11 protein-coding genes are annotated in these 12,282 nt (G+C 67.6%); 2 read left to right on the forward strand and 9 right to left on the reverse strand.

The window, feature by feature from the left end; genetic code table 11:
• Positions 1-54: 54 nt before the first annotated feature.
• The 3 genes from AB7E35_RS06800 to AB7E35_RS06810 form a co-directional block, all read right to left on the reverse strand.
• Complete coding sequence (locus AB7E35_RS06800; protein WP_428167280.1) at positions 55-1,965, reverse strand: hypothetical protein; 1,911 nt, start codon at positions 1,963-1,965, stop codon at positions 55-57.
• A 161-nt stretch (positions 1,966-2,126) separates the two neighbouring features.
• A complete protein-coding gene (locus tag AB7E35_RS06805) occupies positions 2,127-2,870 on the reverse strand; it encodes a pseudouridine synthase (RefSeq protein WP_428167289.1) in 744 nt (247 codons plus the stop codon).
• 289 nt (positions 2,871-3,159) lie between these two features.
• The gene (locus tag AB7E35_RS06810) at positions 3,160-3,426 is read right to left on the reverse strand and encodes a hypothetical protein (RefSeq protein WP_428162784.1); all 267 of its coding nucleotides are present in this window, start codon (positions 3,424-3,426) and stop codon (positions 3,160-3,162) included.
• Positions 3,427-3,630: 204 nt separating this feature from the next.
• Between AB7E35_RS06810 and AB7E35_RS06815 the strand changes: the two genes are divergently transcribed.
• Complete coding sequence (locus tag AB7E35_RS06815; protein WP_428167281.1) at positions 3,631-4,578, forward strand: DHH family phosphoesterase; 948 nt, start codon at positions 3,631-3,633, stop codon at positions 4,576-4,578.
• 60 nt (positions 4,579-4,638) lie between these two features.
• Here AB7E35_RS06815 and AB7E35_RS06820 read toward each other — a convergent pair whose 3' ends face one another.
• Positions 4,639-5,043: a thermonuclease family protein gene (locus tag AB7E35_RS06820; protein ID WP_428167282.1), complete on the reverse strand. Its 405-nt coding sequence runs from the start codon at positions 5,041-5,043 to the stop codon at positions 4,639-4,641.
• 385 nt (positions 5,044-5,428) lie between these two features.
• Between AB7E35_RS06820 and rarD the strand changes: the two genes are divergently transcribed.
• Complete coding sequence (gene rarD / locus AB7E35_RS06825; RefSeq protein WP_428162787.1) at positions 5,429-6,325, forward strand: EamA family transporter RarD; 897 nt, start codon at positions 5,429-5,431, stop codon at positions 6,323-6,325.
• Between the two features lie 32 nt (positions 6,326-6,357).
• Here rarD and AB7E35_RS06830 read toward each other — a convergent pair whose 3' ends face one another.
• The 5 genes from AB7E35_RS06830 to AB7E35_RS06850 all read right to left on the reverse strand — a co-directional run bounded on the left by AB7E35_RS06830 (position 6,358) and on the right by AB7E35_RS06850 (position 12,127).
• On the reverse strand, positions 6,358-7,041 hold the full coding sequence (locus AB7E35_RS06830) for a pseudouridine synthase (protein ID WP_428162788.1): 684 nt from the start codon (positions 7,039-7,041) through the stop codon (positions 6,358-6,360).
• A 10-nt stretch (positions 7,042-7,051) separates the two neighbouring features.
• Entirely contained in the window at positions 7,052-7,927 is an 876-nt protein-coding gene (locus tag AB7E35_RS06835) for a peptidoglycan DD-metalloendopeptidase family protein (protein WP_428167283.1), read from the reverse strand.
• A 4-nt stretch (positions 7,928-7,931) separates the two neighbouring features.
• Positions 7,932-8,717 carry a MetQ/NlpA family ABC transporter substrate-binding protein gene (locus AB7E35_RS06840; RefSeq protein WP_428167284.1) on the reverse strand — a complete coding sequence of 262 codons (786 nt, stop codon included), beginning with the start codon at positions 8,715-8,717 and terminating at the stop codon, positions 7,932-7,934.
• Between the two features lie 56 nt (positions 8,718-8,773).
• Positions 8,774-9,244, reverse strand: coding sequence for an ABC transporter substrate-binding protein (locus AB7E35_RS06845; protein WP_428167285.1), 471 nt, complete (start codon positions 9,242-9,244; stop codon positions 8,774-8,776).
• A 180-nt stretch (positions 9,245-9,424) separates the two neighbouring features.
• Positions 9,425-12,127, reverse strand: a complete 2,703-nt coding sequence (locus tag AB7E35_RS06850; RefSeq protein WP_428167286.1) for a molybdopterin-dependent oxidoreductase — start codon at positions 12,125-12,127, stop codon at positions 9,425-9,427.
• Positions 12,128-12,282: the final 155 nt, after the last annotated feature.

Raw genomic sequence — 12,282 nt, forward strand, 5'->3', positions numbered from 1 at the left:
GCCGCGGCCCTGGCATGTCCGCCGCCAGCCTACCCGGATGCGACCCGTGACGGGCTACCAGGCCAGCTGCCCTGGCGCATCGCGCCAGAAGATGAAGCGCCGCAACTCGTAATAGCGCGAAGTGCTCACCAGATGGGGGTCGGTGCCGCTGCCCTTGCGCAGCAGCACCAGGTAACCGCCGGCAGTGCCCACGGCCAATAGGTTGCCGTCGGCCGACGCAGCCAAGGCCAGAATGGCGCCGCCCACATGGTGGCGCCAAATCGCGCGGCCGTCTTCGGTCATGCCGTGCAGGTCGCCCTGGTCGTCTCCGTACACGTGCAGGCCATGCGCGACGGTGTTCGGTGCGGCAAGGTCAGCGGCCTTGCCGGGCGCTGCGGTGAGCAGGTCTTTGGATCGCGCCTGGGGCTCTGGCGCGGCATCGGGTGCGGGTGCAGGTGCGGGTGTGATCGCCCACCCATCGGCGCTGACCGCCCACCACGCCCCGGCCTGGCCGGCATCTGCGGCGGCCACATGCGCCAGCAAGCGGCCGTCGGCTTGCCATTGCAGTCGATCCACGGCGCGGCCGTGGCGCGCGGCCAGGTGGGCGAATGCCTGAGGCGCGAAGGCAAAGCGCCGGTGAAAGCGCCCGGACAGATCCGCGTCCGCCAATGCATGCACAGCGCGTGCCAACTGCAGCATGGCCACAGCCTGCGCGCTGCGCGGGTCCGCGGGCGGTGCAGGGGTGTGTTGCTCGTCCGCCTGCATGCTCGAGGCTGGCGGGCGCTCCCAGTGTTCGCGCATGCGGGCGGCATGGGCGCGGCCGAGGGCCTGCCAGTCCTGGGACAAGGCCATGATCTGCGCGCCAAGCACTTCGGCATCGGTCTCGTGCGCAGCGAAGGGTGGCATGCGCGGCAGCGCTGGCGGTGGCGGCATGTCGTGCATGGCGGCGTCTGTCAGCAGCGCCTGCAGATCGCGCGCATGGGCCAGTTGCAGGCGGTGCTCCAGGTGGATGAAGAGACCCAGTAGCCGCGCCATGTGCGGCACGGCATGCAGGGGCAGCGGCACACGCGCATCGCTTTGCCGCTGGCTGTAGCTGATGCGCAGGCCCGGCGGGTGGGCGGTGCCTTCGGGGGGCGCATCGCTGCCGGTCACGTCGATCTGGTAGCAGGCATGTGCGTCATCTTCCTCGTCGCCCGGTGCGTCCGGCCCATTGCGCCAGCTGAGCTTGAGCACACGGCCCCACTGCCGGCCTTCACGCTGGCCGGGCTGGCGCGCGCCTATCCACACCTCGTCTTCCCACCAGCCGTTGCGTTCGGGGTTGCTCCAGTCGTTGTAGCGGGCGGTGAAGATCGGCAAAAGTGTCAGCGCCTGCACGCGTGCGGGCGTCAGCGTGGCGTGCAGCTGATCGCGCAGCGGCCGGCCGGCACGGCGCTGACCCTCGGCCAGACGCCAATAGCCGATCACCTGGCGCCAGGCCTGCAGGCATGCCGGCAGTGCCTGTGCGGGCGCATGGGCTTCTTGCAGCGGTTGCCAGTCGCCGGGCTGGCCCGCGCTGTCGTAACTGCGAAACTGACGCAGCAAACCATCCACCAGCGGCGGCGGTGCCCGATGGCGCAGGCGCGTCCAGGCCTGCGTCAATGCGTTGGCACGCGCCGGTGCTGCATCGTCTTGCGGCAGCGCCAGCCAGAAGTCCCACCGTTTCCAGATGGTGATGAACAGTGCGTTGTGATAGGCATCCTGGTCTTCATCGACGTGGCTGCGCGTCAGCAGAAAGTCTGTCTGATCAAACCAGCCTGCTGCTTTGTGGCGGCTTTTGTCGGGCAGTGCTGCATTCAGCAGCTGGTGCAAGTTTGCGGCGTTCAGCGCATCGCCCGGGCAGAGCATCGCGTCCCGGGGCAAGTCATCGTTTTGCAGGCATGCCGACAGGCTCGTGCTGGTCAGCATGGACGAGGCAGTGGGCGGCGCGGTCAGTGGTGCAATGGACATGGTGCAAAACGCGCGGGTGTGCGGCGCATGGTAGCGCGGTGCCGTTGATCATCAGCGGCGGCGCCATTTGCGCATTAAAGGACGGGGCGGCGGCGTTGCCTGTCAGACCAATGCCCGAATCGGGCATCCATGTGCTGGGTGCCAGGGCTTTTAGCGCAGCGTCAGCCCGGCGGTGCACCCTGCCAGGGCAGGGTAAATATGCGGGTCTGCCAGTCATGCCAGGGCATTTGCGCGGGCGTGTCCACAAGTGCGGTCGCGGCTGCGCTGGTTGCATGGGGCCAGCGCAGGCCGCTGTCCAGCGTGATGATGCGGCCGCTGACCGGGTGCGGCAGGCCCAGTTGCCAGGCGTGCAGCCACAGGCGGTGCAGCCCAAGCTGCTGCGCCCACCAGCGGTTGAGGGGCCCCTTGCCGTGCGTGGCGTCGCCCAGGATGGGATGGGCCAGGTGCTTGAGGTGGCGCCGTATCTGGTGGCGCCGGCCGGTGGTGGGCTCGGCCAGCACCAGCGCGGCGCGAGTGCTGGCAAAGCGCGGGTCGCTGGCTGCGGGCAGCTCCAGCCGTGCCAGGCAGCTGAGCCGCGTGCGGGCCGGCTGGGCGGGCGCGTCCGGCGGCGCGTCGTCAGGGCGCAGCGGGTGATCCACGTCGGCCTGCACGGGCGCCCAGCCACGCACCAGCGCCAGATAGCGCTTGCGTACCGCGTGCCGGGCAAACGCATCGGCCAGGGCGCGTGCCGCTGAGGGGTGCAGGCCCATGACGAGCACGCCGCAGGTGCCCTTGTCCAGCCGGTGCACCGGATAGACATGCTGGCCGATCTGGTCGCGCAGCGCCTGCACCACAAAGCGGGTCTCGCCCGCATCCAGTCCGGTGCGGTGCACCAGCCAGCCAGCGGGCTTGTACAGCGCAACCATGTGCTCGTCGTGCCACAGCAGGTGCAGCGGCGGGTGGCTGGCGGGGTTCAGACGCAGCACCCCCGCGGCACAAGCGTCGCGCTGCACAAGACCTGCCGCCCGTGCTGGCAGCAAGCTGGCAGTCGCCGCACCGGGCAGCGCGGCCACAAAACGCCAGCACGCCGACAAGTGGCAACGCTGTTGGATTGCCGCGCGCCACTGGCTCCGGCACCAGGCCGGGCGAGTGCGATGGACCTGGTGGCGCGGTGGTGCCCGCGCTTGCACAAGGACGGGGCGCCGCGCGGTTGCCTCAAACCGTGCCTCCCATTGATCGAATGTCGGGCAACTGTTTGCGCCGGGCGATGAACTCGCGCGCGGTTTCGGCGCGCAGCGTGGCGCGGCCCAGGCCGGTCACGGCGATCAGGCGCGCGGTGCGGCCTGGCTTGTCAACGCCCGGAATCTCGGCCTGCACCATGCCCGCCGCGCGCAGCACGCGCAGCATGTCGATGTCCGCCTCGCCGGTCACTGGGGCGGGCAGCTGATCTTGTTGCGCAAGCTGACGAAGGTAATCCAACACGGTGCTGACTCCTGCGGGTGCGCCGCACGGGCGGCTTTGGACACAGGCCTGCATTGTCGGCACTGACAGAACCCGTCGGCAACAAAGGCCATGCGCCGGGCTGGGCGGTTACGGCAGTTACGACTGGTGACGTGGGTGGCGGCCGCAGAAGGCAAGGCCCTGCCGGGCCAGGCCATGCGCCGGGTTGCCGCACAATGCGCCGCCATGATCTTGTCTCCGCACTCCACTTTCCTGCCCCTGTCGCTGCTGGCCGCGCCGCAGCCCCATGACCCCCAGCCGTTGGTGCTGTACCACGGCCGCTGCGCGGACGGCTTTGCCGCCGCGCTGGCCGCCTGGCGCTTTTACGGCGGGCAGGTGCAATGCCTGGGTCTGTCCCACGGACAGGTGAGCAGCGTGGACGACCTGCCGCCTTTGACGGGCCGTGCCGTCTATGTGCTGGATTTTTCTTTTGCGCCCGAACTGCTGGCCGCCATAGACGCGCGCGCCGCCCGACTGGTGCTGCTGGACCACCACAAAAGCGCCGCCGAGCAACTGGCGGGCTTCACCTGCCGCTGCGGCGGCCTGCACTTTGACATGGGCAAGTCCGGCGCGCGCCTGGCGTGGGAGTTCTTTCACCCCAACGCGCCGCTGCCCGACCTGGTGCGCCACGTGGAAGACCGCGACCTGTGGACGTGGCAGTACCCTGAAACTGCGGGCTACGTGGCGGCGCTGGACATGGAGCCGTTCGACTTCACGCGCTGGCAGCAGATTGCAGACTTTGCGCCCGCCGAAACGGCGGCCTTCGTTGCGCGCGGCCAGGCCATGGACGAAAAGTTTCGCCACCTGGCGCAGGACGTGGCCGGCGGCGCGCAGCCGCTGGTGTTCAACGGCCAGGCCGGGCTGATGGTGAACGCGCCCGGCGCCTTCCACAGCCTGGTGGGCGAGCTGCTGTCGCAGCAAAGCGGCACCTTTGCGCTGATGTGGGCGGTGGCCAAAGACGGGCAGGTCAAGGTCGGCCTGCGCTCGCAGCGTGGCTACGACTGCTCGCCCCTGGCCGTCAGCATGGGCGGCGGCGGCCATGCCCAGGCCTGCGGTTTTCGGCTGGCGCCCGAGCGGCTGCCTGAGCTGCTGTCGGGCGTATTCCAGGCCCACGGGGCTTGCAGGCAATCCTAGTGAAAATAGCCTTCAGCCCTTGTTTTACAAGCGCTGATAGCTATTGAATAAATAGCAGATTCAGCGGTGACGCCGCCGATAGTCCCAGGGCGCCAGCGGCCGCTTTTGTGACCACAGCCCGGTGTGGCTGGCCTGCGCCTGCTGCTGCAGTGCCACCAGTTGCGGATAGCGCCGCGCCTGCGGCGCGTACACCCAGGCCAGGCCCGCGCTGATCTGCGCCGTGCCCACGTCCTGGCCCTGACAGCGCACATGGGCCAGGGTGCGGCCATAGTCGTCGCGGCCCAGGCGGCGCAGGCCGGCCTGCTGGCGAAAGCACAACTGCGCCAGGTTCTGGCGCGCGCGCTGTCCAAAGGCCTGGCGGCTTTCGGGCGCATCGATGGCGGCCACGCGCACGCGCTCCTGGCGCCAGGCGCCGGGGGCGCCGCAGCGCACGGTCAGCGTGTCTCCGTCACTGATGGCAATCACAAGGCAGAGCAAAGCGGCAGAGGCAGACACGGCACGGGGCAGGCAAAAAGGGGCCGCACTATACCCGGCGCAGCGTCGTGAACAACGCGGTGCGCCTTCTTGCGAGCCCATCGGCGCAAGCCGCAGGCACCCCGCAGCGCAGTCCGGCACGCGGCCCCTGTGCTGCCTGAAAAATGGGCAATGTGCTGCAAGCCAGCGCTGGCGCGGCCTGCGCGCAGTTGTTCCGGTGCTTGTCCACAGGGCCGCCCACAGACAGTGGGAATAATCCCGGCCCTCCCGTGGGGCGCAGCCTGGGCACTGCCTGCGCCCCGGTGAACGCCGGGGGCGCACGCGCAATGGCCGACAATCCCCGGTTTTGCCCCGGGCCAGCCGCCCCGTCATCGCAGTGATTCAAGGTTTTGTCGCATCCATCGTCGCGTCGGTCCTGTTTGGTGCCATGTATTACCTGGCGCCCGCGCTGGCCCCGCTGGATGGCGAGCAGATCTTCGGCTGGCGCGTGCTGTTCACCTTGCCTTTCACCACGGCGCTGGTGCTGGGGCGCGGGCAATGGCCGCGTGTGCGCCAACTGGCATTGCGCGCCTGGCGCCAGCCTTTGCTGTTGCTGGGGCTGGCAACCAGCGCAGCGCTGCTGGGCGTGCAGCTGTGGCTGTTTTTGTGGGCGCCGCTGCATGGCCGGGCGCTGCCCGTGTCGCTGGGATACTTTTTGCTGCCGCTGGTGATGGTGCTGGCGGGGCGCGTGCTGTATGCCGAGCGCCTGTCGCGCCTGCAGTGGCTGGCCACGCTGATCGCTGGCGTGGGCGTGGGGCACGAGGTGCTGCGCACGGGTGGCATGTCCTGGGAGACCTGGCTGGTCGCCCTGGGCTACACCGTGTACTTCGTGCTGCGCAGGCGCCTGGACACCGACCATCTGGGCGGCCATTGGCTGGACATGCTGCTGCTGCTGCCCGCGGCACTGTGGTTTGTGCTGCGCGCGCCGTCGTCCGTGCCGCTGGTGCTGGAGCATGCCCACCTGTGGGCTCTGGTGCCGGTGCTGGGCGTGGTGAGTGCCGTGGCGCTGGCGCTGTACATGGCTGCCAGCCGCCTGTTGCCGCTGGGTCTGTTTGGCTTGCTGAGCTATGTGGAGCCCGTGCTGCTGGCGCTGGTGGCGCTGGCGCTGGGCGAAAGCATCGTCCCCGCGCAGTGGCCGACCTACGGGCCTATTTTTGCGGCGGTGGGCTTGCTGGTGCTGGATGGCGCGCTGCGACTGCGTGTGCCGAAAAGTTCGAGTCAAAACGGGCCTTAGCCCTTTTGAATCAAGCGCTATCAGCTCTGTTTTTAATAGCGTTTTTTGGGGCGTTCGCGTGGCATGTCGGTTTGCGCCCAGGCGCCGGGTGCCAGGCCTTGCAGGGTGTAAGGCCCTATGGCTGTGCGCACCAGGCGCAGCGTCGGGTGGCCCACGGCGGCAGTCATGCGGCGCACCTGGCGGTTGCGGCCTTCGCGGATGATGATCTCGATCCAGCTGTCCGGGATGTGCTGGCGCACGCGGATGGGCGGGTCGCGCTCCCACAGTGCGGGTGACGGCTGCAGCCTGCGCACGCGCGCGGGCAGGGTGGGGCCGTCGTTCAGCTGTACGCCCCGGCGCAGGGTCTCCAGGGCGGTGTCGTCCGGCATGCCCTCCACCTGCACCCAGTAGGTCTTTTCCATTTTGTGGCGCGGGTCGCTGATGCGTGCCTGCAACTGGCCATCGTCGGTCAGCAGCAGCAGGCCCTCGCTGTCGGCGTCCAGCCGCCCGGCCACATACACGCCGGGCACGTCGATGAAATCCTTCAGGCCGCGCCAGCGCCCCTCGGGGGTGAACTGGCTCAGCACGCCGTAGGGCTTGTTGAAGCGCAGCAGCCGCGCAGTGCCCGCGCTGGCAGCCGAGGCCGTGCCGGGCGCGGTGGATGCGGGGCCTGCCGCAGGCCGGCGCAGCGCCAGGCGCGGGCGCGGCGGAGGCGGTGATGGTGGCGGCGTGGTCATCCGGGTGCGGTCACGCAGCCAGAAACAGCGCGGGGTCCACCATGGTGCGGTTGAGCATCACGCCCCAGTGCAGGTGCGGGCCGGTCACGCGGCCGGTGGCGCCCACCTTGCAAAAGGCCTCACCTGCGCGCAGCACATCGCCCACCTGGCAATCCATCTGACTCAGGTGGCAGTACATGCTGAGCAGGCCGCCGCCATGGTCTAACCAGACGGTGCCGCCGTTGAAGAAATAGTCGCCCACGTCAATCACCCGGCCGGGCAGTGGCGCGGTGACGGGCGTGCCGGTGGCGGCCGCAATGTCCATGCCGCTGTGCGGGTTGCGCGGCTGGCCGTTGAACACACGCCGCAGCCCGAAGCTGCCCGAGCGCCGCCCCGGCACGGGCTGGCGCATCTGCAGGTCGGTCGGCAGCGGGGTGGAGAAGGTGGCCATCACCTGCTGCTGGTGGGCGCGCTCGCGCTCGTGGCGGGCCAGATCTTCGGGGGCCAGATCCACGGTGCGCGGGGCGACCGTCAGCCGCTGCTCGCTGTACTTCTTGGCGGCCACGCGGTAGTCCATGCGCCGCGCGGGCGCGCCCGCCGCGGCTTGCACGGTCACATGGGCCTCGCCCACCGGCGCGGCCAGCGGTATGCCGACGATGGCCGTCCATTCGATCGGGTCGCCCAGCACCAGCGCGGGGCTGTCGCCCGCGTGCACCACGGGCCGCCCGGGCGCGGGGCCCAGCGACAGTCGGGCCACGCCGCCGGGCACCGGCAGCGCCCGCGGCCAGACATCAGCCACCGCGGTGCGGGCCAGCGCCAGTGGCGCTCCAAGGGTGGGCAGCAGCGATGCGCCCAGCGCTTGCAGCAGCAGACGGCGCCGGTCGGGTAGGGGCAGTGCAGCAGTCACAGGATCAGAACGCGGGCACCACGGCGCCCTTGTATTTGTCCAGGATGAACTTCTTCACCTCGGGCGAGTGCAGCGCCTTCATCAGCTTGGCGATATTGGCGTCCTGGGCGCGGTCGGCGCGGGCAGCCACGATGTTGGTGTAGGGCGAGTCGGCACCTTCGATGAACAGCGCGTCGCTGGTGGGGTTGAGCTTGGCTTCGATGGCGTAGTTGGTGTTGATCAGGGCCATGTCCACATCGGCCAGGGCGCGTGGCAGCAGTGGGGCTTCAAGCTCGCGGAACTTGAGTTTTTTGGGGTTCTTGACCACGTCCAGCGGCGTGGGCGTCAGGCTCTTGGGGTCTTTGAGCTCGATCAGGCCCTGCCTGGCCAGCAGGATGAGCGCCCGGCCGCCGTTGGAAGGGTCGTTGGGGATGGCCACCGTGGCGCCGTCCTTCAGGTCTTTCACGTTCTTGATCTTGCTGGAATAGGCGCCAAAGGGCTCCACATGCACCTTTCCATTGGGCACCATCACCAGGCTGCTCTTGCGATCCTTGTTGTAGCTGTCCAGATAGGGCTGGTGCTGGAAGAAGTTGGCGTCCAGCTGCTTGTCCTCGACGGCGGCGTTGGGCTGCACGTAGTCGCTGAACTCCTTGATCTGTAGATCCAGGCCCTGGGCCTTGAGCTGGGGCTTGATGAAGTTGAGGATCTCGGCGTGCGGCACGGCGGTGGCGGCTACCTTGAGCACGTCTGCGGCATGGGCGCTGATGGCGAGTGTGGCAATGGCCAGGGCGGACAGGGTTTTCTTCAGCATGGTCTTTGTGGTGCGGTTGAACGTGTGTGGGTGCGTGCCGGGGGCGGCCGCATGCTTTATTTGCCGACGGCGGCGCGCGCGGCCTCGGCTTTCAGGCGGGCCTCTTCGGCTTTCTTTTGCAGATCCTGGGCTTCCTTTTCTGCGGCCAGGGCTTCGGCTTCCTTGGCCTTGGCGTCCTTGTCGGGGGTCATGGCACCGGCCAGGGCGTTACCCGCCAGCGATCCTGCCACGGCACCGACGGCGGCCGCGCCCATGGTGCCCATCATCCCCGATCCGCCCGGCGCTGCGGCTGCGGGCGCGGCCGCTGGCGCTGTGGCTGCAGGAGTGGCTGCCGCGCCAGGCGCAGCGGGTGCGGCGGGCGCTTTGGGCGCTGCCGGTGTGGCAGGCGTGGCGGGGGCCGGCGCCTTGCCGATGCGCGCAGGGGCCACGGATTTGCCAAAGCGCTTGGCATGCGCCAGCGAGGGCAGGGCGAGCGATGCGACAGTCAGGGCGATCACGCCAGCGGCGGTGCGAAAAGAAGGGGTCACGGTGTTTTCCTGGGTCAAAAGTGTTCGTGGATCGGTGATCGGGAAGATAAGGCACGGGCCAATCACGCAAACCCAGATGGGGTTTGCGGTGCCGATTCCAAGCACCGTGCGCGCCAGGTGGATGCCAGCGGCCAGCGCAAAAAAGCCCCGGGCGTCCCGGGGCTCTTGTGGGGCTGCGTCTTAATGTTTGGCGTTTTGCAGCAAGAAGTCGAGCACGATTTTCTGCTCATCTTCGGTCAGGCCGGCGCGCTGGAACATGCTGGGCGTGATGCCCTTCCACTGCTGTTCGGTGAACTGGCCCGGCTCGCGCGGGCCGTGGCACACGGTGCAGCGCTGGTAGTAGATTTTTTCGGCGGGCAACATCGAGGCAGTGGCTTTTTCGCGCAGCGCCACGGCACGTTCGAAGCCAAAAAACTTCTCGTCGAACGTGATGTCGCTTTTGACGATCTTGGGCGGATCAAACGCCTTGGTGCCGCCGGGGTCGGCGTCGGTGCATTTGCGTATCGACGCGATGCAGGTATTGGCCGTGGTGGCCTGCGTGAGGCCGCTGGCGCGCCGGCTGGAAGTCAGGAAGTTGACCAGACCGTTGTTGCAGCGGCCCTTGCTGTCGAGCTGCGGCCAGGCGCCTTCGTACAGGCTGACCACGCCCGGCATGATCTTGTCGGACACGCGCGCGCCCACCACCACCGCGCCGCGGTCGTTGTATAGCTCGACCAGGTCGCCGTTGCGGATGTTGTTGCGCTTGGCGTCCTCCACGCTGATGGTCAGCGGTTCACGCGTCTGAACGGCGTAGCGCTTGCGCAGTCGCTCAGAGTTGTTCAGCTGGGAGTGCAGGCGCCAGTAGGGGTGCGGGCTGACCACATGCACCTGCCCCTTGCGCGCGTTGCCCAGGTATTCGCCTGGCTCTTGCCACGTGGGCATGGGCGGCATGTCGGAGATGTTCATCTTGTCGATGATGGCCGAATACATCTCGATCTTGCCGCTGCTGGTGTGCAGCGGGTTCTTGGCCGGGTCGGCGCGGAAGTCGCCGTGGCGCACCCACTTGTGCGCTTCGGGCGGCACCGGAATGCGCGCCATGCCATCGGCCCAGAACTTGTCGAAGGGCGTGTGCCTGGATGCGCTGCTGGCCTCGTAGGCGGCCTTGACGTAGTCCATCTGCGTCTTGCCCTCGGTGAAGGCGTATTCCACGCCGCACAGCGCGGCCAGGCGGCGGAAGATTTCAAAGTCGTCCAGCGCGTCGTGCTGCGGCGCGATGACCTGCTTCATCGCATACACCTTGTCGATGCTGTAGGTGCCGGCAGAGCTGATGTCGTTGCGCTCCAGCGTGGTGGTGGCGCCCAGCACGATGTCGGCCCAGCGCGCCGAGCCATTCCACCAGGGTTCGTGGCAGATGATGGTGTCCACGGTCTGGATGGCGCGCGCCAGCTCGTTGAGGTCTTGCTGGTGCGAGAAGGCGTTGTTGCCCGCGTTGTAGATCAGCTTGACGGTGGGGAAGGTGTATTTGCTGCCGTTGTAGGTGAACTCTTTGCCGGGGTTGAGCAGCATCTCGCTGATGCGCGAGGCCGGGCAAATCTTTTTCACCGGGTTGCGCCCCTGCGACAGGCCCGTGGGCGCGGTGCCGCCCGACTGGGCCGTGCCGCCGCCGCCGTAATGCCAGCTGAAGCCCACGCCCTGGCCAGGCAGGCCGATATTGCCCAGCACGCAGGCAAAGTTGACGATGGCCCAGTAAGGCATCTCGCCGTGGTGCGCGCGCTGAATGGCCCACGAGCCGCACAGCTGGGTGCGCCTGGACGCCATCAGTTCGGCCATGGAGCGAATCTTGGCCGCCGGGATGCCGGTGATCCTGGCGGCCCAGGCAGGCGTCTTGGGCGGCGTGCCGTCCTTGCCCTCCAGGTGGGCGCGGTACTTGTCAAAGCCCACCGTGTACTTGTCGATGAACGCCTGGTTGTGCTTGTTCTGGCTGATCAGGTGATAGCTCATGGCCATGAACAGCGCGGTGTCGGTGTTGGGGATGATGCGCACCCACTCCGAGCCCATCTTCTCGTCGGTGGTGGTCACCTGCGGGTTGATGGACATGAACTTGCAGCCGGCCTTCTTGATGGCGTCCCAGCCCGCGTACATCTCGTGGTCGCAGACGGTGTATTCGATGCGGTTGTTCTTGTCGGGGTCGCAACCCACAAACACCACCAGCTCGGTGTTGTCGCGCAGCTGCTCCCAGGCGGTCTGGGCCGAATACACCTCCATGTCGCCGATCGCCATGGGCATGATGATCTGGCCTGCGCCGGCCGAGTAGTCGCCCGTGGTCATGGACGAGCCGCCCAGCAGGTTGAAGAAACGACCCTGCAGCACGTTGGGACGGAAGATGCCCGCGTGCGACCAGCCGCCATACGAGCTGGAGAAGCACCCTTCGTTGCCGTATTTTTCAATGGTGTCCAGGATGGCCTTGGCGGTCAGGCCCAGGGCCGTGTCCCAGCTCACCTGCACCCACTCGTCCTTGCCGCGCAATTCGGGCTTGCTGCTGCCCTTGCGGCCGTTTTGTTCCCATTCCAGGTACGACTTGCGCACCATGGCGCCGGCAATGCGGGTCTTGTCGTAGGTGCGATCGAGCACGCCTTCGGTCAGCATCGCGGTGGGCATCTTGTCGGTGTCCTGCGCTTCGATGTTGACGATGCGGCCCTTTTCCACGGTGGCAATCATGGGCCCGTAGTGGGTAGCATGCGGCACCTTGCCGGTGAAGGACTTCAATGCCGCCAATTGCGTGGCTGCATCCGCCTCGGTGGCGGCCACCGCCTGTGCGATAGGGCTCAGTTTGATGCCGGAGGCTACGGCGCCCAGCATCCCCGCTGCGCCTGCGCCCATCCATTGGCGACGTGTGAAGTTCATGTGACATTCCCCTTAAAAAACATGACGTTCATTAAGCAGTAATTCACAGGGTTCGACAACGTGTGGTAGCGGTTTTTTTATATGGCTTGTGTCAGCTCAAAAAATAAGAATGAAAAGGCTTTCGCGCCCGTCAAAAAAGCGCCAGCAGCTACATT

The sequence above is a fragment of the Diaphorobacter sp. genome, assembly GCF_050251835.1.
In the GTDB taxonomy this organism is placed as follows: domain Bacteria; phylum Pseudomonadota; class Gammaproteobacteria; order Burkholderiales; family Burkholderiaceae_C; genus JBFXIE01.

Excerpts from the sequence above, each read along its gene's own strand:
- AB7E35_RS06830 (WP_428162788.1), bottom strand. The coding sequence starts at position 7,041 with ATGACCACGCCGCCACCATCACCGCCTCCGCCGCGCCCGCGCCTGGCG.
- AB7E35_RS06840 (WP_428167284.1), bottom strand. The coding sequence starts at position 8,717 with ATGCTGAAGAAAACCCTGTCCGCCCTGGCCATTGCCACACTCGCCATC.
- AB7E35_RS06815 (WP_428167281.1), top strand. The coding sequence starts at position 3,631 with ATGATCTTGTCTCCGCACTCCACTTTCCTGCCCCTGTCGCTGCTGGCC.
- AB7E35_RS06800 (WP_428167280.1), bottom strand. The coding sequence starts at position 1,965 with ATGTCCATTGCACCACTGACCGCGCCGCCCACTGCCTCGTCCATGCTG.
- AB7E35_RS06850 (WP_428167286.1), bottom strand. The coding sequence starts at position 12,127 with ATGAACTTCACACGTCGCCAATGGATGGGCGCAGGCGCAGCGGGGATG.
- AB7E35_RS06805 (WP_428167289.1), bottom strand. The coding sequence starts at position 2,870 with ATGGTTGCGCTGTACAAGCCCGCTGGCTGGCTGGTGCACCGCACCGGA.